Source organism: Variovorax sp. GW821-FHT10C12, from assembly GCF_059415405.1.
Map to the genome: position 1 here is coordinate 556,427 of NZ_JBWKNE010000001.1, position 19,335 is coordinate 575,761.

Sequence of the window (19,335 nt, forward strand, 5' to 3'; positions counted from 1 at the left end):
AGGAAAACACATCGATGGCGACATCTCCGACGCACCGCATTCCGTGGGGCGCCCTCGGGCCGTGGCTGGCCCTGCTCGGCGCATGCATCTTCTTTGCGACGCAGTCCGACCGCTTTCTCACGGGCGGCAACCTGTCGCTGATCCTGCAGCAGGTGATGGTGGTGGGCGTGATCGCCATCGGCCAGACGCTGATCATCCTCACGGCCGGCATCGACCTGTCGTGCGGCATGGTGATGGCGCTGGGCGGGATCATCATGACGAAGTTCGCCACCGAACTCGGCATGCCGGTGCCGGTGGCCATCCTGTGCGGCATCGGCGTGACGACGCTGTTCGGCCTGCTCAACGGCCTGCTGGTCACGCGCATCAAGCTGCCGCCGTTCATCGTGACGCTGGGCACGCTGAACATCGCGTTCGCGATCACGCAGCTGTATTCGTCGTCGCAAACGATCACCGACCTGCCCGCCGGCCTCACGGGCCTGGGCACCACCTTCACCATCGGCAGCGCCGAGGTGGCGTGGGGCTCGGTGCTCATGCTGGCGCTCTATGCGCTCGCGTGGTTCGTGCTGCGCGAGACGGCGGCCGGCCGGCATGTCTACGCGATCGGCAACAACGCCGAGGCCACGCGGCTGGTGGGCATTCCCACGCAGCGCGTGCTGCTCGCGGTGTACGTGGCGGCGGGCGTGTTCTACGGCATCGCCTCGCTGCTGTCGGTGGCGCGCACCGGCGTGGGCGACCCGAACGCGGGCCAGACCGAAAACCTGGACGCCATCACGGCCGTGGTGCTCGGCGGCACCAGCCTCTTCGGCGGGCGCGGCATCGTGCTGGGTTCGCTCATCGGCGTGCTGATCGTGGGCGTGTTCCGCAACGGGCTCACGCTGATGGGCGTGTCGTCGATCTACCAGGTGCTGGTGACGGGCGTGCTCGTGATCCTGGCGGTGGCGGCCGATCAACTCTCGCGCAAGGGAGCCCGCTGATGAACACCGTGGCCAACCCCAAGATCGTGATGCAGGCCAAGGGCCTGGTGAAGCGCTACGGCCAGGTCACCGCGCTCGACGGCGTCGACTTCGAGCTGCGCGAAGGCGAGATCCTCGCGGTGATCGGAGACAACGGCGCGGGCAAGTCGTCGCTCATCAAGGCGCTGTCGGGCGCCATCGTGCCCGACGAAGGCCAGATCCTGCTCGACGGCGCGCCGGTGCATTTCCGCAACCCGCTGGACGCGCGCCGCGCCGGCATCGAGACGGTTTACCAGGACCTCGCCGTCGCGCCCGCGATGACCATCTACGAGAACCTCTTCCTGGGCCGCGAGCTGCGCCGCCCCGGCTTCCTGGGCAATGTGCTGCGCATGCTCGACAAGAAGAAGATGCTGCTCGAAAGCACGGCGCGCATGGCCGACCTGAAGGTCGGCATCCAGTCGATGACGCAGGCGGTCGAAACCCTCTCGGGCGGCCAGCGCCAGTGCGTGGCGGTGGCGCGCAGCGCGGCCTTCGCGCGGCACGTGGTCATCATGGACGAGCCCACCGCCGCGCTCGGCGTGAAGGAGGGCAACATGGTGCTCGAGCTGATCCGCCGCGTGCGCGAGCGCGGCCTGCCCGTGGTGCTCATCAGCCACAACATGCCGCATGTGTTCGAGGTGGCCGACCGCATCCACGTGGCGCGCCTGGGCAGGCGCGCGGCCGTGCTCAATCCGAAGAAGATCAGCATGAGCGACACCGTGGCCGTGATGACCGGCGCCATGACCGCCGACCAGTTGCCCGCGGAGGCGCATGCCTGATACCGGCACCGACATCGCCATCGTTGAACGCCCCTCGGCCTTGCTGCGTCCGCGCGGCTCCAACCAGGTGGGCATGCGCCAGTTCAACGAGCGCGTGGTGCTGCAGGCGCTGCGCGTGCACACCAGCCTGCCCAAGGCCGACCTCGCGCGGCTCACGGGCCTGAGCGCGCAGACCATCGGCCTGATCACCGCGCGGCTCGAGGACGACGGCCTCATCGTCAAGCAAAGCCGCGTGCGCGGGCGCATCGGCCAGCCCTCGGTGCCGCTGGCGCTCAACCCCGACGGCGCCTTTGCCATCGGCGTGAAGCTCGGGCGGCGCGGGGCCGAGTGGCTGCTGATCGACTTCGCGGCGCGGGTGCGCGAGCACCACGCGATCCGCTACGAGTTCCCCGACGCCGCGGCGTTGCTGCCCGTGATCGCCGAGCACATCCACCGGCTGCGCGACGGGCTCGGGCCGCTGGCTGCGCGCAACGTGGGCGCGGGTCTGGCGGCACCGTTCCAGCTCGGCGGCTGGCACCGCACGCTGGGGCTGTCGAAGGCGCAGTCGGACGAATGGAACCAGATGGACCTGCTGGCCGAGGTGCGCGCGCGCACCGACGTGCCCGTGGGCTTTGCGCGCGACACCGTGGCGGCCTGCGTGGCCGAACTGGTGACGGGGCGCGGACACGACCTCAAGAGCTTTCTGTACATCTTCGTCGACACCTTCGTGGGCGGCGGGCTGGTCATCAACTCGCACCTGCACACCGGCGCACACGGCAACGCGGGGGCGCTGGCGTCGATCCCGATGCGCACCGAGAAGCCCTCCGAAGGCCTGTCGACGCAGGTGGTGGCCGAGGCGTCGCTGTGGGAGCTCGAGCAGCGCCTGCGCGCCGAAGGCCTCGACGCCACCGCTGCCTACGACGACCGCGCGCTCGAGGCGCCGTTCGCCGCGGCCACGCAAGCCTGGCTCGGCAGCGCGTCACGCGCGCTGGCGCATGCCATCGTCAGCAGCACCGCGGTGCTCGACCTGGCCGACGTGGTGATGGACGGATCGATGTCGCGCGCGCTGCTCGACGCGCTGCTGGTGCAGACCCGCGCGGCGCTCGCGCAATGCAACTGGGAAGGCCTGTGGGCGCCGCAGCTGCATGGGGGCAGGGCGGGGGCGCAGGCCTGCGCGCTCGGCGGCGCGATGCTGCCGCTGCACGCCAACTTCGCGCCGGACCACGATGTGTTTCTGAAGGCGGGGTGAGCCGCTCAAGAGCTCAGGGACTCGCCAAGGCGTGCAGGTCGCGCGGCAATCGCAGCGTGCTCGCGCGAGCGCGTGCGGGGCACGGCCCGTCGGAGTAGGCCGCATCGCCCTCGGGCATGACGCACTTGTGCACCTCGACGACGGCAGGCACGGTCTTGGCTGTGGGGGCGATCACTGGGGGCTCGAAGTGCGTGTTCGTCAGCGTGGCAGGTTCCTTGGATGCGCGGGTCACCGCATCCGGGAAGGTTTCGCGGGCGGTCGATCTGTCGGGCGCGGCCTCGACCGGAACGGCTGCCGTGGTCAGGAGCGCAGCACGCGCCGCGCTCTCGTGCACCAGGTCTTTCAAGGTCACATAGAAGAGCGACATCGCCACCAGCGCCACGCCCAGGCACGGGGCCCAGTACCGCCGGGGGTCGCCTGCGGGCGGGCGGGCCCGCGGGGTCAGCGCCGCGGCCATGCCAGGCCCCCGTTTTGCAACACGCCGGCCAGCTTCGCGATGCCGCCGGTGCCGCTCGCCGCCCGGCCGATCAGCGCGCCGCCGGCGGCGCCCGCGATGACTCGCATCAGGAACGACCGGCTGCGGCCAGCGGCCAGCAACAGCAGCACGCCGGCGCCGAGCACGACGAGGTGTTCGTCGGGGTAGTCGGCGCGTGCGGCATCCACCTGCTTGATCTTGTCGATCGTCTGTTCCAGGTCCATGGCTGAAGCTCCTTGTCGTGTTCAGCCGTTCTTACCGGTGAGCGCCGGGCTCCGCTGTAGGCCGGCGCCATGCGCGGTGACGGAATCCGCCGCGAAAACGCCGTGGAGAAAGCCGCATCGCACGGGAAGCGGGGCGCTCTCGATAATGCAACCCGCTGGTAGAGAACCCCCACACACGCAGAGAAGTTGAGAACCGCGAAATGAGTGCTGCAGATTTTCTTTTCGCCCCCGAGGTGCAAAATCTCTTGATGGTCGCCTACGCGGCGCCCCAACAACCCTTGTCTTCCAGCGAGCTGGCCCATCGCTCCAAGCTCGACACGGCCGATGCGGAGCGCACCTTGGCGCACCTCGTCGGCAGCGGCATCCTGAAGAAGCAAAAGCCGAAGGCCGAGGAGGCCGAGACCTTCTCGATCGACCGCGCGTTCATCTTCCACGACGAACTGCGCAACATCGCGCTCAAGTCGTTCGCCGCGGCCGAGCCGGTTCGCGCGATGCTGCGCGGCAAGTTCAAGGCCTCGGTCGTGCGCGCCTTCGTGCTCGCGGAGGACGAAGACGGCACCCTGGAGCTGCTCGTCGTGCACGGCCAGTCGATGCCCGATGAAGCCACCCTGTCGGCCGCCTGCCGGAAGCTCTCGAAGACCATCCACCGCCACCTGAAGGTGCACGTCATCTCGAACGCGAAGTTCAACGGCCTCACGCCGCGCGATGCGCTCATGCCGAAACCCGCGGCGCTCGAGATCATCAAGCTCGGGGATACGAAGGCGCCGCTGCCCGTCGAGAAGGTCGGCCTCTTGCAGAGCGCGAGGAAGAAGTTGGCGACGCTGTCGCGTTCGTCGGCGTGATCGCCTGGCTTTTGGCCCATGAGGCCAACTGCCGATGCAGGCCGTGCCGGACGATGATGTGTTCCTGAAGGCGGCCTGAGCCGGGGGAGGAGGGCGTGCTGGGGGACAATCGAAGCAACCCCCTCGACATCACAGCATTCCACGACCATGTCCCGCCTCGACGACCCCCGCCACGACGCCGAAGTCGGCTCCCGCGACAGCACCCTCGACACCACCCGCATCGACGACGTGCGCATCGGCGCCGTGCGCCCCCTCATGACCCCCGCGCTGCTGCAGGAGCGCGTGCCCGTGCGCGACAACACGCTCGCGCTGGTCGAAGGCAGCCGCGCCGCCATCGCCGACGTGCTGCACGGCCGCGACGACCGGCTGGTGGTCGTGGTCGGACCGTGCTCCATCCACGACCACGACCAGGCCATCGAATACGCGCAGCGCCTGAAGAAGGTGGCCGATTCGCTGCAGGACGACCTGCTCATCGTCATGCGCGCCTACTTCGAGAAGCCGCGCACCACCGTCGGCTGGAAGGGCTACATCAACGATCCGCACCTGGATGGCAGCTTCGCCATCAACGAAGGCCTGGAGCGCGCGCGGCGCCTGCTGCTGGAGCTGACCACGCTGGGCCTGCCGACCGGCACCGAGTTCCTCGACCTGTTGAGCCCGCAGTTCATCGCCGACCTGATCGCCTGGGGCGCCATCGGCGCGCGCACCACCGAGAGCCAGAGCCACCGCCAGCTGGCCTCGGGCCTGAGCTGCCCGGTCGGTTTCAAGAACGGCACCGACGGCAGCGTGAAGGTGGCGGCCGACGCCATCCTCGCGGCCCGCGCGCCGCATGCCTTCATGGGCATGACCAAGATGGGCATGGCGGCGATCTTCGAGACGCGCGGCAACGACGACTGCCACGTGATCCTGCGCGGCGGCAAGGCGCCCAACTATTCGGCGGCGGATGTCGCTTCGAGCTGCGAGGCGCTGCTGGCCAACGGCCTGCGCCCGCAGGTGATGATCGACGTCTCGCACGGCAACAGCAGCAAGCAGCACCAGCGCCAGATCGTGGTCGCCGAGGACGTGTCGGCGCAGATCGCAGGTGGCGAGCGGCGCATCACCGGGATCATGATCGAGAGCCACCTCGAGGAAGGCCGGCAGGACCTGAAGCCTGGTGTGCCGCTGAAGCACGGCGTGTCGATCACCGATGCGTGCATCGGTTTTGCGCAGACGGTGCCGGTGCTCGAAGGGCTGGCGTCGGCGGTGAAGGCGCGGCGCCGGTTGGCCAAGGCCTGAGGCTCAAGCTTCCTTGGCAGCTTCGGCTTCAAGCCAGCGTCTCATGATCCACAGCAATCCTTCGCCAACCGTGTTTCGCTACATGGATGGCAAATATGTCGACGAGTTCTTTCATTCGGGACGATTGATGCTGACTTCCTATGCTCGGTGTATCGCACACGAGAGCAGCGTCCGCCGCGACGCCAACGAGGGGAAGCTGAATTTCTTGGTGAAGCGAGGCGACAACGCCATCGCTGGCATTCAACGGGCAGGGGCCCATAGCTACATGCTCTGCACGAGTACGCAGGAAGGTCCAAGCCTCATGCGGCGGTTCGAAGTCGATAGCTACTTTGCGATTCGTGATGTTGAGAAATTTTCACAGGCTGTCGCTGCCCAGATCCCCGACTTTGTTGATGCGGTTGCGGGGCCATGTGAGTACGTCGCGGAACGTTCGATTTCGCAAGAAAACTCACTCTCGGATCCCGCGGACGAGCCGGTTCTCGACATGTCAAAGATCGGGGTCGTCGCCGGGTACGTGGAAGAGTTCTTCGATTCATACAAGCGAAGCCTTGCGCGGCGGGTTGCTGCCGCCACGGGGGACCGGGCCTACTTTATGAAAGAGGAACGCTTTGCCGAGGAAGCCGAGTTCCGGTTTGTTTGGCGTACGCAAAGTGCGGCGGAGGACTTCATTTTTGTGAATTGCCCGGATGCCGTTGAGTTTTGCGAACGAGTTTCGTGATGGGTGATCCAGGCCATAGATTCGTCGTCCCATGCAACTCTCAAGCCCAGCAGGCGTCATTCGGATCGTCAACGAGCCGACCTATTCGTTGAGTTCGGCTGACAACGTTCGGTGCTACCCGCTTGAGGTGCAACTCGCAGATGGGGCATGGCCCAGCTCGATTCATGGCGTCCTGCTGGACGATGAGCCTGTCGCAGTGACTTCCAACGGCGGGGGTGCAAGCGGAGTGCACCAGCACTCGGCTGTCTTCAAGGACGGGCTCCTCTATCTGGCGGTGGGAGACAGTGTGGTGTGCTTGGGTCTCGAGCCGGCCAAGATGATCTGGTCGCTCAAGGTGGACTCGGCGACCTGCTTTGGAATCCACTTCGACGAGAGGCACAGCGCCTTCATTTCGCATGGGGAGCTGGAGATCGCTCGATTCTCAGCGGCCGGAGAAATTCTCTGGAGCGAGTCGGGAGCCGACATCTTTTCGGAGCGATTTGCGCTTCATCCTCAGTTCGTCGAGGCGATGGATTTCAACGGCCAAATCTACCGGTTTCGCTATGAAGACGGTCTTCCAGCCTCACCTTGACCGCGACCGTTTTCGACCGGCGTCGGCAGCGAGGGTCTGAGATTCGGGAGAGGGCTGGGCGCCTGTGGGGCTGGCTGTGACGGCCTATTCGGCGGGCTGCCCCCAATCGGCACGAATAGGCTGGTCAGCCTCTGGCGCCGAGGGCCCTGCGCTTGTCGCGACCACTTTCCCCACCCGCCATCGACCGCACCCAAGCCTCCATTTCGCCGAGCCACGCGGCGCCGGGACTGTGGCGGAAATGTAAACACTGCAAACAGTTTTCCAATTGTTACGAGAACTACATCACGAAACTTGAGCCGAGGCGCCGTGAATCCGAGGGCAAACGGGCCGGTTGTGGGGCATCCTTGCGCCACTTTGTAGTCAAAACGTATGCAAAATGATTACAAAATACCGACCTGTCAGGTCTTATTGATTACATTTGGAGTGCCTTCATGCTCAAGCTCGCAGTCGCCGCGGCGGCCACCGCCACCCTCGTTTTCGCATCCGGTTCGGCCCTGGCTGACACCGCCGGTGCCAACTTCCAGGTCAAGATGACCATCGTCCGCAGCTGCTCGGTGACCGCCGGCAACGCCTCCGACATCAACCTGGGCACCACCGTGCTGCCCACCGCCACCAACCAGACAGGCAACAGCACCATCTCGGTCACCTGCTCCAAGACCACGCCCTACACCGTCGGCCTGCTGCCTTCGTCCACCAACGGCGGCACCACCGACGGCACGGGTGCCATGTCGTCCGTCGCCAACTCGGCCACCAACACCGACAAGGTGCCCTACGCGCTGTACTCCAACGCGGGCAACACCACCGTGTGGGGCAACACCATCGGCACCGGCGCCAATGTGGTCGGCGGCACGGGCACCGGTGCGGCGATCACGCACACGGTTTACGCCAAGAACACCAACGCCAACTTCACCCCGGACAGCTACGCCGACACCGTCACGGTGACGGTCACGTACTGAGCCAGAGCTGAATCACCGAGCCAGAGCTGAATCGTGAGACATGCACTTGCCATCCTCGGACTGTGGGGCGCATGCCTGCTTGGCGGCGGTGCGGTCCAGGCGGCCGGCCTGCAGGTCTCGCCCGTCACCCTGACGCTGGCGCCGACCCGGCAGGGCGACGGGCTCTGGCTGAGCAACACGGGAGCCGCGCCGCTGGACGCGCAGATCCGCGTGTTCCGCTGGACGCAGGTCGACGGGCAGGATCGCATGGAGCCAGCGGACGGATTGGTCGTCAGCCCGCCCATGCTGCAACTGCCCACCGACGGGCGGCAACTGGTGCGCGTGATCCGCAACGGCCCGCCCCCCGCGGGCCCGGCGGAAGAGGCCTACCGCGTGCTGGTGGATGAGCTGCCCGTGCCCCAGGCGGCAGGCACCGCGACGGACGGCAAGAAGAGCAACCTGAACTTCGTGATGCGGCACTCGCTGCCCATCTTCGTGTCCCCGGCGGGCGCGGAGCCGGCCCCCGCGCAGTTGCGCTGGAGCCTGCGGCGCGAGGACGGCAAGGCCGTGCTGGAAGTCAGCAACAGCGGCGGGGTGCATGCCCAGCTGGCGGACCTCGTGTTCACCGGCGCCGACGGCCGCGCCGTCGCCGCCTACACCGGCTTGCTGGGCTACGTGCTGCCCGGCGCCACCATGCGCTGGCCGCTGAAGACGCCGCCCGCCGCCGTGGCCGGCCCGGGCCGTTGGCAGGTCATGATCGATGGCAGAACGACGGACGCCAACCTCGCGCCGCTGGCGCGCTGAGCGGGCCGGGTTCGCTGCGAGGGCCTTGCTGGCTCCGTTTGCACTGGCCCTGACCGCGCTCCCTGCCCACGCAGCGCCCGCCGCGCAGTCCGTGCCGGGGGCCATGACGCTGTACCTGGAGGTCAGCCTCAACGGCATGGCGCGTGGACTGCACCCGTTTCGCCTGCAGGCCGGGGCCTTGTGGGCCTCCCGCGCGGTGCTGCGCGAACTGAGTTTTTCCCTGCCCGACAACGGCGCCGAATGGCTGCCCCTGCGCGACCTGCCCGGGCTGGTGGCCGACTACGACGCCGCGCGCCAGCAACTGAGCCTGACCGCGCCGCTGGCGATGCTGCAGCTGCCCACGGCCACCGTGGGGCAGGCGGCCGTCACCGCGCAGCCCCTGAGCACGTCCACCGGCCTGCTGCTGAACTACGACCTCTATGGCACCCAGGGCAGGGGCGGCAGCGCCAGCCTGAGCGCCTTCGGCGAGCTGCGCGCGTTTCGCGGCGCCAGCGTGCTCAGCACCACCTGGCTGATGCAGCGCACGCACGACACCCAGGGCTGGAAGGACCAGTCCGTGCGCATGGACAGCACCTGGAGCCTGGCCTTCCCCGACAGGATGCTCACCCTGCGCGTGGGCGACACGCTCACCGGCGCCGTGCCCTGGTCGCGCGCCACGCGCATCGGCGGCATCCAGCTGTCGCGCGACTTCGGTTTGCAGCCCTACCGGCAGACCGCGCCGCTGCCCAGCTTCATCGGCTCGGCCACGATGCCTTCGGACGTGGAACTGTTCATCGACGGCATTCGCCAGTACAGCGGCCAGGTGCCGGCGGGGCCCTTCCAGCTCAACACGCTGCCGCGCATCAACAGCACGGGCACGGCGCAGGTGGTGGTGACCGATGCGCTGGGCCGCGCCGCCACGCTGAGCTTTTCTCTCTTCGACAGCAGCCGCCTGCTGGCGCCCGGGCTGAGCGACTGGACGGTGGACCTGGGCGTGGTGCGCCGCAACTACGGCCTGCGCTCCTTCGACTATGGCAAGCAACCGGTGCTGACCGGCACCTGGCGCCGGGGCCTCAGCGACAGCTTCACGGTGGAAGCGCATGGCGAAGTGACGCGCGGCCTGGCGCTGGCCGGCGCCGGGGGCGTGTGGCAACTGGGCGCCGCGGGCACGCTGTCGGCCGCGCTGGCGGGCAGCCGGCACGACGCCGACGCCCCCGGCGGCAGCCGCAGCGGCACGCAGACCAGCCTGGGCTACCTGTGGCGGCAGGAGCGCTTGTCGGTCGGCCTGAACGGCACCCGCACCCAGGGCGACTACCGCGACGTGGCCACGGCCTACGGCTCGGCGCCGGCCAAGGGCAGCGCCAGTGCGAGCGTGGGCTATGACATGGGCGGCCTGGGCAACGTCAGCGTCAGCTACCTCTACCTGCGCCCGGTGGGGCAGAACGCGTCGCGCTACGCCAGCGTGAACTGGTTCCGTTCGATCGGGCGCACGACCTCGGTCTCGGTGGGCATGAACCAGAACCTGGACAAGCGCAGCGACCGCGGCATCTTCGTCGGCCTGAGCTGGTCGTGGGACGCGCAGACCAGCGTGAGCGCCGGCGTGCAGCGCAGCGGCGACCAGGGCACCGTGGGCACCGTCAGCGCGCAGCACTCCCCCCTCGGTGACGGCGGCTGGGGCTGGCGCGCCACCGCGCGCACGGGCGGCGGCACGACCGGCGGGCAGGCCGAAATCAACTACCTCGGCCCCTACGGCCGCGTGCAGGCCGGCGTGAGCGAGATGGGCGGCGGCCGCGCCAGCCGCTACGCCTACGCCGGCGCCAGCGGTGCGCTGGTGCTGATGGGCGGCGGGGTGCTGGCCGCGCGGCGCATCGACGATGCCTTTGCGGTGGTGGACACCGACGGCGTGGCCGGCGTGCCCGTGAAGCTCGAGAATCGACCGGTGGGGCAGACCAATGCGAGCGGCCTGCTGCTGGTCGTGCCGGTGAACGCCTACCAGAACAACAAGCTGGCGATCGACCCGATGGACCTTCCCGCCGACGTGCGCATCGAGCGCGCCGAGAGCCTCATCACTCCCGCCGGCCGGTCGGGCGCGCGGGCGCATTTCGGCATCACGCCCGTGCGGGCAGCCCACGTGGCATTGATGGACGCACAGGGCCAGCCCTTGCCGCTGGGCAGCCGCGTGCAGGTGAACGGCCAGGACGGCGGCGGTGCGGTGGTGGGCTATGACGGCTGGGTGTACCTGGACACGCTCGACGTGCGCAACACGCTGGCCGTGCGCACGCCCGACGGCGCGGTGTGCCGGGCGCAGTTCGAATGGCGGCGTCCCGAGGGCGGTGGTTTGCAGAAAGAGCGGTTGACATGTGGACGTTGAGATTCGTGAAACTGGCGCTGGCGCTCTCGTGGCTGCTGGGCATGGGCGCGGCGCATGCCGACCCGAGCTGCTGGGTCGCCAGCCAGCCCAGCTTCGCCTTCGGCACCGTGACGGCGTCGGCGGCGACGGACACCACCGCCACGGTCGGCTTCGCCTGCCAGAACGACACCGGCCAGACGATGTACATGAACTACTGCGTGTACGTCTACCAGGGCAACGAGATCGCCGGCTACGCGCCGCGCTACATGACCAACTGGAACGGCTCGCAGATGGCCTACAACATCTATTCCGATGCGGGCCGCAGTAGCATCGTCGGCCCACCGCCGGGCGGCGGCACCTACAGCAGCGCGGCGGGCGTGTTCGTGCTGCCGGCGGGCGGCGGCAACGTCGCGCTGAACATTCCGCTGTACGGCCGTGTGCCGTCGGGGCAGTCGCTGGCGGCGGGCAGCTACCAGGCCAACATCTACAACTCCCAGGTCGTCTGGGGCATGAAGAGCGGCAACGCCCCCGGCAGTTGCAACGCGAGCTCGGCCAAGTACACCGGGGTGACGAATTTCTACACGCAGGTCACGGCCACCTATTCGAGCGCCTGTGCCGTCAGCGTGACGGCCACCGACCTGGACTTCGGCAGTGCCAGCTCGCTGGCGTCCGCAGTCGACGGCGCGGCGGCCATCACCATGGCCTGCCCGCCCAGCACCGCCTGGAAGGTGGGGCTGAGCAATGGCGTGAACGTGACGGGGACGCAGCGGCGCATGGCGGGCGGCACCGGCGACTACATCCGCTACGAGCTGTACCGCGATGCCGCGCGCTCGCTGCGCTGGGGCAATGCCGCGGGCACGGACACGGTCGACGGCAGCGGCAATCCCGGCAGCGCCATCCCGGTCTACGGCCGGGTGCCGGCCCAGACCAATGTGGCGCCGGGCAGCTACAGCGACACGGTCACCGTCACGGTGACCTACTAGGGGCGGTCAGGCGCCGGCGCGAACCGGCGCGTGGCGCTGCTCTGCATAGGCTTTCAGCGACTGCATGGTCCGGGGAAGCCCCGTGCGAAGTTGCTTGGCAACGCCGGGTCCGAACAGGAAGGCGAGGCCACCGGTGAACCACACGCGGTGCACCACTTCCGAGCCGCCGGCGACGGGCGACACCGTGTGCTCGAAGTGCATGCGGAACAGGGGAATGTGGCCTTCGACGGTGAACGAGCGGCCCTCGGTGCGCTCCGTGACCGCCATCGGCACGCCCATGCCCTTGCTGGGAACGATCCGGCCTTTGGTTCCCACGGCGAAGGGGCCGTTGAGCTGGGCCTTCTTGGTGTCCGGGTCCCAGAGATGCCATCGATCGACCTCGCTCCAGATGTGGTCGACGACCGTGGGCGGGACTGCGATGTGGATGCGTTCTTCGATGTGCATGAGCAGGCCAGGAGTAAAAACGCGCAGCCTAATGCAAGGCAGCCCGCCCACCCGCGAAGCAGCCTGGGCGATGAAGGACATTGCGGCCACGGCCCGGCCGCGTTGCGCATCAGATCGGCGCGTAGGCGCCCGTGCCACCCGGCCAGGCCGTCAGCACCTCGTAGCCGTCGGCCGTGACCGCGACCATGTGCTCCCATTGCGCGGACAGCGAGCGGTCCTTGGTCACGACGGTCCAGCCGTCGGCCAGCTGCTTCGTTTCGGCGCGGCCCGCGTTGAGCATCGGCTCGATCGTGAAGACCATGCCCGGCTCGAGCACGAGGCCCGCCCCGCGTCGCCCGAAGTGCAGCACCTGCGGTTCGTCGTGGTAGATGCGGCCGATGCCGTGTCCGCAGTATTCGCGCACCACGCTGAAGTGCTCGCGCTGCGCGACCGACTGGATCGCGTGGCCCACGTCGCCCAGCGTCGCGCCGGGCTTCACCTGGCGGATGCCGGCGCACAGGGCTTCGTAGGTCGTCTCCACCAGTCGGCGTGCGAGCACGCTGGGTTCACCGACGAAGAACATGCGGCTGGTGTCGCCGAACCAGCCGTCCTTGTTGACGGCGACGTCGATGTTGACGATGTCGCCCGCCTTCAGGATCTTGTCGGCCGAGGGAATGCCGTGGCACACCACCTGGTTCACCGAGGTGAGGATGGTCTTCGGATAGCCCAGGTAGCCCACGTTGGCGGGAATGGCGCCTTGCACCTTCACGATGTGTGCGTGGCAGAGGCGGTCGAGCGCTTCGGTGCTCACGCCGGGCACGACTTGGGGCTCGATCATGGCCAGGACCTCGGCGGCCAGCTGTGCGGCCCGCCGCGCCATCACCAGCTCTTCGGCGGACTTGAGTGGAACGTCGTGTGCCATCGTCAGTGCTTGCCGTTTGCGGGGGCGCGAGGCTTGCCTGGTGGGGCGGCAATGTCCAGTCCGCCCGAAAGCTCGGCCTGGATCAGCAGCTGGCAGACCTCCCGGTAGTCGAGGTCGGGATGCATCTCGGTCAGCATGCCGACCCGCATCCAGTGCTCTGCCTGCGCATTGATCGACCGGCTGAGGGCGTTGCCCGCCACGCGCAGGTTTTCGTGCATCAGGTCTGAAATCTTGACGATGCCCATGGGCCACCTCTGTATGAAACGTATATGGATTGTATGCGTTTCATATGGCCGGGTGTTTAGGAGGACTACGCGCCCTTGTCTCGCGCGATCAGCAGGTTGCGGGCTTCCGCCAGCAGCGGCTTCACGGTCTCGAAGGTCGCGGCGCTCGGGTTGATCACGCTCACCCAATACATCTTGGCGTACAACGGGTGCGGCATCAGCCGGTCGAGCGCGGTGTAGTCGATGCCCGACGGCTCGGCGTCGCCGAACAGCGCGCGAAAGGTCTCCTTGCCCACGCCGACATTCAGGCGGAACACGCCGGGCCGGTTCAGTTTCGAGGCGCTGTCGAAGTCGTTGTCCTTCGTCACGATCGTGGCAAAGGGAAACTTGTTGTCCGCGCCGTGGAAGAAGAAGGTGTTGTCGTCGGTGACTTCGAAATGGCCGCCGCCGAGCGTGTCGATGAGGTGTTGGGTGATGTCGTCTTCGGTCATGAATTGCGGATGTGTTCAGGGCTTCCAGCGCCGCAGGCCGAGCTCGTCGGCCTGCGCCTGGTAGGCCTTGATGCGCGCCTGCACGTAGTCGTCGAGTGCGGCGCCGGTGAGCGCGAAAGGATAAAGGCCATGCCGCTCGCGCAGCGCCGCGTAGCCCGGCGCGGCCGTGGCCTCGGCGAAGGCGGTGGTCCAGGCGCGCACGGCGGCGTCGGGCACGTTGGCGCTCAGGTAGACGCCGCGCACGGTCGGCCAGACGATGTCCGCGCCTTGCTCGCGCGCGGTGGGCACGCCGGTGAGCGCGCCGCCCAGCCGCGCTTCGGACAGCACCGCGAGCAGGCGCAGCGGCGCGCCGCCGGCGATGGCCTGCAGCGCCTCGGCGGCGTCGCCCGGGAACGCGTCGACGTGCTTGCCCTGCAGCGCGCCCAGCGCATCGCCGCCGCCTTCGAAGGACACGAAGCGCATCGCCTTCGGTACGCCGCCGGCCGCGCGCACCAGCAGCGCGGCCTTCACCCAGTCCTGGCTGCCGACCGTACCGCCCGCGCCGAAGACCACGCGCGACGGGTCCTGGCGCAGCGCGGCGATCAGGTCCTGCAAACGGCGGTAGGGCGAATCGCGGTGCACGGCGACCACGCCGTAGTCGGTGCCCAGCGTGGCGATCCAGCGCACGGCCGAGGGCGGGTGCGGCCCGAAGCGGCCCTGCGCGAGGTTGAGCAGCGAGCCGCTCGAAAACGCGACCAGCGTGCCCGGCCCGCCGAGCTGGCCGCTCGCGATGCGGTCGAAGGCCACCGCGCCGATGCCGCCCGGCAGGTAGCGCTGCGCGAGCGGCGTGCGCGCGGGGCGCACGGCCTGCAGCGCATCGCGCGCCAGGGCGCAGGTCAGTGCGAAGCCGCCGCCGGCCTTGGCGGGAATCACGCATTCCGCCGGGCCTTCGGACGCGTCGCCCGCCGCCGCCGTCGCCTGCAGCGCGGCGGGCGCGAGCCACGCGGACAGCGCGCGCAGCGCATGGCGACGGGTGAAGGCGAGAGGGCGTGGCATCGAAGAAGAAGGAGGGCTGCGGTTCACCCCGCAGGCCGGGGCCACCAGATGATGGCATGCAGGCCCGGGCCGGCGCCGCGCGCTTCGAGCCGCAAGTCGCCACGGTGCCGCTGCGCGATCGAACGCACGATCGCCAGGCCGAGCCCGAAGCCGCCCTGGTCCGCGCGCGCGCCGCGCCGGAAGCGCTGGCCCAGCGTGGCGCGTTCGTCCTCGCTCAGGCCGGGACCGTCGTCCTCCACGTTGAGGCTCCAGCCCGCGGCGTCGCCGGCCGCGAAGAGCGTGATCGTGCCGGCCGCCGGCGTGTAGGCGATGGCATTGGCGACGAGGTTGCTCAGCGCCTCGCGCAGCAGGCCGCGGTCGCCCACCGCGTGCAGCTCGGGCGAGGGCGCATGGATGCCCAGGTCAATGCGCTTGGCGCGCGCCAGCGGCAGCAGGTCGACCGCCACCTCGCGCAGCAGCTCGGCGGTGTCGAATTCGGCGGGCGCCACGGCCACGGTGTCGCTGCGACCCAGCGCCAGCAGCTGCTGCGCGCTGCGCGTGGCGCGGCCGATCTCGGCGCCCAGCGCATCGAGCGCGGCGCGCACCTGCGCGGGGTCGTCCTCGCGGCGTGCGTAGTCGGCCTGCATCTGCAGCGTGGTCAGGTGCGTGCGCAGCTGGTGCGAGGCGTCGTCGAGAAACTGCCGTTGCTGCGCGACCAGTTCCTGCGTGCGCGCCATCTGCTGGTTCACGGCGGCCACCAGCGGGCGCACCTCGGCGGGCAGGTCGGTCTCGGCGATGCGCGTGAGGTCGTCGGGCGTGCGTGCCTGCACCTCGCGCGCCAGCCGCGAGAGCGGGCGCAGCGCCGCCGCCAGCGCCAGCGCGGTGCCGCACAGCAGCATCGCGAGGATCAGCCCGTCGCGCAGCGCGGCACTGCGCACGAAGCGGCTGGTGAACTCCTGGCGCGAGCGCGTGCTCTCGCCGACCTGGATCAGCACGCTGCGCCCGGTGCTGCCGGCCGGCGCGCGGTCCAGGTCGCGCCGGTAGGCCGCGAGCCGCACGGCCTCGCCGAAGTAGGTGGCGTCGTAGAAGGCCGGCACGCCCATCGCCGGCTCGACCGGCGGCGCGGGCAGGTCGGCGCTGCCCAGCTCCACCAGCCCGTCGGAGGTCGCGACGCGAAAGAACACCTGCCCGCTGGCCGTGAGCTCGAAGAACTCGAACATCGTGTACGGCAGCTCGACCGACAGTCCGCCCGAGGCCGTGGAGATGTTCGCGTCGATCGACTTGAGCGCGCCGAGCAGCGAGCGGTCGTACGCGGCGTTGGCGGCGGCCAGTGCGTCGTGCCGCGTCATCCACAGCTCGATGCCCGTCACCAGCAGCAGGGCCGGGAACAGCAGCAGCGCGAGCCGCTGCCACAGGCTGGTGCGGCGCAGGCGGTCGGTGAAGCGGCGCAGCGCGCTCACTCAGTGTCCGCTTCCAGCACGTAGCCGAGACCGCGCAGCGTGACGATGCGCACGCCGCTGCCGTCGAGCCGCTTGCGCAGCCGGTACACCAGCACCTCGATGGCTTCGAGGTGCACCTCGTCGTCGTCGGAGAACACGCGGTCGAGGATCTGCTGCTTCGACAGCGGCTCGCCGCTGCGCTGCACCAGCGCGCGCAGCACCGCCTGTTCGCGCGGCGACAGGGCCAGCGCCTCGCCGCCCAGCGTGAACTGCCGGCGCGCGCCGTCGTACACCAGCGGCCCGCAGGCCAGGCGCGGATGCTCCACGCCGCGCGCGCGGCGCACCAGCGCGTGCAGCCGCGCTTCCAGCTCGGCCAAGGCGAAGGGCTTGGCGAGGAAGTCGTCGGCGCCCGCGTTGAGGGAGGCGACGCGCTCGTCCAGCGAGTCGCGCGCCGTGAGGATCAGCGCCGGCAGCCGCTGGTCGCGTTCGCGCAGCCGCTGCAGCACCGTGTGGCCGTCCATGCCGGGCAGGCCCAGGTCGAGCACCAGCGCGTCGTGGTCGCGCTGCTGCAGGGCCCGGTCGGCCAGCCGGCCGTCGTCCACCCATTCGACCTGGATGCCCGCATGTTCCAGCGCCTTGCAGAGCCAGGTGCCCAGGGTGTGTTCGTCTTCGGCCAGCAGGATGCGCATGGCGCCGATGCTAGGGCCTGCCTGCCTCAATCAGGCTTGATGTTTGCCCGGGCGATCACTTTCTGCCAGCGGTTCTGTTCGGCGGTGATGAACTGCGCGAACTGCTCCGGCGTGCCGCCTACGGCTTCGGCCGCATCGGCCGTGAGGCGCTGCATCGAGTCGGGCGACTTCACGGCCTTCATGGTCTCGGCCGAGAGCTTGGCCATCTGCGCGGGCGTGATGCTGGCCGGCGCGAGCATGCCGTACCACTGCGTCATCTCGAAGCCGGGGAAGCCTTGCTCGGCCACGGTCGGCACGTCGGGCAGCTGCGCCAGGCGCTTGGCCGAGCCGGTCGCGATGCAGCGCACCTTGCCGGCCTTGATGAACGGAATGATCGCCGCCGCGCCGATGGCCGAGGCATCGAGCCGGCCCGAGAGCAGGTCGGTCACCATGGGGCCGGTGCCGCGGTAGGGCACGTGCAGCATGAACACGTCGGCCGTCATCTTCAGGTACTCGAAGGCCAGGTGGCCGGCGCTGCCGTTGCCGGCAGAGCCGTAGCTCAGCTTGCCGGGCTTGCTCTTGGCGTAGGCGATGAACTCCTTGAGGTTCTTGGCCGGCACGTCGGGGTGCACCACGTACAGGCTGGGCACTTTGGCCAGCAGGCTCACGGGCTTGAAGTCCTTGTTCGCGTCGTAGGGCAGCTTGGCGAAGATGTAGGGGTTCACGGCCAGCGTGCCGATGTGGCCGAGGATCAGCGTGTGCTGGTCGGTGGCGCGCGCCACTTCGCTCATGGCGATGTTGCCGGCCGCGCCGGGCTTGTTGTCCACGAACACGCTCTGGCCCAGCGTGCGCGACAGCTCGGCGGCCGTGGAGCGCGCCACGATCTCCGAGCTGCCACCCGGCGCGAAGGGCACGACGAAGCGGATCGACTTGCTGGGCCAGGCGTCCTGCGCGCAGGCCATCGAAGGCAGCAGGCCGCCGAGGGTGAGGGCGCCGCCGGCTTGCAGCCAGTGGCGGCGGCTCAGGGGAACGTCGGTGGGGAAGCGGTCGGACATGGCTTGTCTCCAGTGTTTTTTGGATGGAAGCCCGCATCCTGCCGGGCGGATGCTGTCGGAATGCTGTCAGTGCCTCAGATCAGGTTGCGCATCGCCTGCGCCGTCTCGCGCAGCACCGGCAGCACGCGCGCCACCGCGTCTTCCGAACTCTCGTGCCCCATCGGCATCGTGATGTTGAGCGCGCCCACCAGCGTGCCGTGGCGGTCGCGCAGCGGCACGGCGATGCCGCGCGAGTTCAGGTCGAGCTGCTGTTCCGACAGCGCCCAGCCCTGGGCGCGGATGCGCGCCAGCTCCAGCTTCATGCGCTCCATGCTCGCGATGGTGTGCGAGGTGAACACCGTCAGTTGGCGCGTGGCCAGCCAGTCGTTCAATTCGGCGTCGCTGCGCAGCGCCAGCATCAGCATGCCCGAGGCCGTCACCTGCGCCGGCACGCGCGCACCGAGCACGTAGCCGGTGCTCATGCTGCGGTTGGGGCCGTTGCGCGCGATGTAGACCACCTCGTCGCCGTCCATCACGCTGAGGTAGGCGATCTCGTTGGTGCCGGCCGCCACGCGCTGCAGGAAGGGCTGCACCACGCGCGGCAGGCGGGCCGACTCGAGGTACGACTGCCCCAGGCGCAGCACGCGCGGCGTGAGCCAGAACAGCTTGCCGTCGCTGGCCACGTAGCCCATGTGCTGCAGGGTGAGCAGGTAGCGCCGCGCGGCGGTGCGCGTCATGTTCGTGCGCTGGCCGGCCTGGCTGGCCGTGAGGCGTGGGTTGGCGTCGTCGAAGGCCTCGATGATGCTCACGCCGCGCTCCAGCCCGGCGATCCAGTCGCGCTTGTCCAGGCCGGCGGGCGGCGTCGAGTCGTCGGGGCTGGTGCTGTTCATGGGCGGAAGTGTGCCCGCGTCCGGCGCGGCGGCGGGGCCCGAATGGCTAAGTAAAAACCCGCAATTTGATCGATTGTC

At 69.1% G+C, this 19,335-nt stretch carries 22 protein-coding genes; 11 read left to right on the forward strand and 11 right to left on the reverse strand.

The annotated features are described in order from the left end of the window. Positions 1-14: 14 nt before the first annotated feature. From AC07OH_RS02610 to AC07OH_RS02620, 3 genes are read left to right on the forward strand one after another with little or no spacing between them, the layout of a single operon-like run. Entirely contained in the window at positions 15-974 is a 960-nt protein-coding gene (locus AC07OH_RS02610) for an ABC transporter permease (RefSeq protein ID WP_495299466.1), read from the forward strand. After that, positions 974-1,771 (forward strand): ATP-binding cassette domain-containing protein, encoded by a 798-nt coding sequence (locus AC07OH_RS02615; RefSeq protein WP_095744828.1) that lies wholly within the window; start codon positions 974-976, stop codon positions 1,769-1,771. The genes AC07OH_RS02610 and AC07OH_RS02615 overlap by 1 nt, the downstream gene beginning before the upstream one ends. Next, on the forward strand, positions 1,764-2,999 hold the full coding sequence (locus AC07OH_RS02620; RefSeq protein WP_495299467.1) for an ROK family transcriptional regulator: 1,236 nt from the start codon (positions 1,764-1,766) through the stop codon (positions 2,997-2,999). Before AC07OH_RS02615 ends, AC07OH_RS02620 begins: the two co-directional genes overlap by 8 nt. 13 nt (positions 3,000-3,012) lie before the next feature. On the opposite strand, the gene AC07OH_RS02625 is transcribed toward AC07OH_RS02620, so the two are convergent. Then, positions 3,013-3,456: a hypothetical protein gene (locus tag AC07OH_RS02625; protein WP_495299468.1), complete on the reverse strand. Its 444-nt coding sequence runs from the start codon at positions 3,454-3,456 to the stop codon at positions 3,013-3,015. Then, a complete protein-coding gene (locus AC07OH_RS02630; protein ID WP_495299469.1) occupies positions 3,441-3,698 on the reverse strand; it encodes a hypothetical protein in 258 nt (85 codons plus the stop codon). The genes AC07OH_RS02625 and AC07OH_RS02630 overlap by 16 nt, the downstream gene beginning before the upstream one ends. A gap of 200 nt (positions 3,699-3,898) precedes the next feature. On the opposite strand from AC07OH_RS02630, the gene AC07OH_RS02635 reads away from it, so the two are divergent. The 8 genes from AC07OH_RS02635 (at position 3,899) to AC07OH_RS02670 (ending at position 12,152) form a co-directional block, all read left to right on the forward strand. Then, on the forward strand, positions 3,899-4,540 hold the full coding sequence (locus AC07OH_RS02635) for a hypothetical protein (RefSeq protein WP_495299470.1): 642 nt from the start codon (positions 3,899-3,901) through the stop codon (positions 4,538-4,540). A gap of 147 nt (positions 4,541-4,687) precedes the next feature. Next, positions 4,688-5,812 (forward strand): 3-deoxy-7-phosphoheptulonate synthase, encoded by a 1,125-nt coding sequence (locus AC07OH_RS02640; protein ID WP_495299471.1) that lies wholly within the window; start codon positions 4,688-4,690, stop codon positions 5,810-5,812. A gap of 43 nt (positions 5,813-5,855) precedes the next feature. Further along, positions 5,856-6,530: a hypothetical protein gene (locus tag AC07OH_RS02645; RefSeq protein WP_495299472.1), complete on the forward strand. Its 675-nt coding sequence runs from the start codon at positions 5,856-5,858 to the stop codon at positions 6,528-6,530. 31 nt (positions 6,531-6,561) lie between these two features. Beyond that, a complete protein-coding gene (locus AC07OH_RS02650; RefSeq protein WP_495299473.1) occupies positions 6,562-7,101 on the forward strand; it encodes a hypothetical protein in 540 nt (179 codons plus the stop codon). Between the two features lie 431 nt (positions 7,102-7,532). Further along, on the forward strand, positions 7,533-8,057 hold the full coding sequence (locus tag AC07OH_RS02655) for a Csu type fimbrial protein (RefSeq protein WP_495299474.1): 525 nt from the start codon (positions 7,533-7,535) through the stop codon (positions 8,055-8,057). A 33-nt stretch (positions 8,058-8,090) separates the two neighbouring features. Next, entirely contained in the window at positions 8,091-8,840 is a 750-nt protein-coding gene (locus AC07OH_RS02660) for a fimbrial biogenesis chaperone (protein ID WP_495299475.1), read from the forward strand. Positions 8,841-8,943: 103 nt separating this feature from the next. After that, a complete protein-coding gene (locus AC07OH_RS02665) occupies positions 8,944-11,190 on the forward strand; it encodes a fimbria/pilus outer membrane usher protein (RefSeq protein WP_495299476.1) in 2,247 nt (748 codons plus the stop codon). Continuing rightward, complete coding sequence (locus AC07OH_RS02670; RefSeq protein WP_495299477.1) at positions 11,178-12,152, forward strand: Csu type fimbrial protein; 975 nt, start codon at positions 11,178-11,180, stop codon at positions 12,150-12,152. The genes AC07OH_RS02665 and AC07OH_RS02670 overlap by 13 nt, the downstream gene beginning before the upstream one ends. 6 nt (positions 12,153-12,158) lie before the next feature. Here the strand turns inward: AC07OH_RS02670 and AC07OH_RS02675 are convergent, their stop codons facing one another. The 9 genes from AC07OH_RS02675 to AC07OH_RS02715 all read right to left on the reverse strand — a co-directional run bounded on the left by AC07OH_RS02675 (position 12,159) and on the right by AC07OH_RS02715 (position 19,257). Further along, a complete protein-coding gene (locus tag AC07OH_RS02675; RefSeq protein WP_495299478.1) occupies positions 12,159-12,677 on the reverse strand; it encodes an SRPBCC family protein in 519 nt (172 codons plus the stop codon). A gap of 28 nt (positions 12,678-12,705) precedes the next feature. Beyond that, a complete protein-coding gene (map, locus tag AC07OH_RS02680; protein WP_495299479.1) occupies positions 12,706-13,497 on the reverse strand; it encodes a type I methionyl aminopeptidase in 792 nt (263 codons plus the stop codon). A 2-nt stretch (positions 13,498-13,499) separates the two neighbouring features. Continuing rightward, positions 13,500-13,742 carry a ParD-like family protein gene (locus AC07OH_RS02685; RefSeq protein ID WP_495299480.1) on the reverse strand — a complete coding sequence of 81 codons (243 nt, stop codon included), beginning with the start codon at positions 13,740-13,742 and terminating at the stop codon, positions 13,500-13,502. A 65-nt stretch (positions 13,743-13,807) separates the two neighbouring features. Then, the gene (locus AC07OH_RS02690) at positions 13,808-14,212 is read right to left on the reverse strand and encodes a DUF6194 family protein (RefSeq protein ID WP_495299481.1); all 405 of its coding nucleotides are present in this window, start codon (positions 14,210-14,212) and stop codon (positions 13,808-13,810) included. A gap of 15 nt (positions 14,213-14,227) precedes the next feature. Next, entirely contained in the window at positions 14,228-15,247 is a 1,020-nt protein-coding gene (locus AC07OH_RS02695; RefSeq protein WP_495299482.1) for a Bug family tripartite tricarboxylate transporter substrate binding protein, read from the reverse strand. Positions 15,248-15,270: 23 nt separating this feature from the next. Beyond that, positions 15,271-16,686, reverse strand: coding sequence for a sensor histidine kinase (locus tag AC07OH_RS02700; protein ID WP_495299483.1), 1,416 nt, complete (start codon positions 16,684-16,686; stop codon positions 15,271-15,273). Then, positions 16,683-17,354, reverse strand: a complete 672-nt coding sequence (locus AC07OH_RS02705) for a response regulator (protein WP_495299484.1) — start codon at positions 17,352-17,354, stop codon at positions 16,683-16,685. The genes AC07OH_RS02700 and AC07OH_RS02705 overlap by 4 nt, the downstream gene beginning before the upstream one ends. A 26-nt stretch (positions 17,355-17,380) precedes the next feature. Beyond that, positions 17,381-18,388, reverse strand: a complete 1,008-nt coding sequence (locus AC07OH_RS02710) for a Bug family tripartite tricarboxylate transporter substrate binding protein (protein ID WP_495299485.1) — start codon at positions 18,386-18,388, stop codon at positions 17,381-17,383. Between the two features lie 74 nt (positions 18,389-18,462). Then, positions 18,463-19,257 carry an IclR family transcriptional regulator domain-containing protein gene (locus AC07OH_RS02715; protein ID WP_056573982.1) on the reverse strand — a complete coding sequence of 265 codons (795 nt, stop codon included), beginning with the start codon at positions 19,255-19,257 and terminating at the stop codon, positions 18,463-18,465. Positions 19,258-19,335 lie beyond the last annotated feature (78 nt).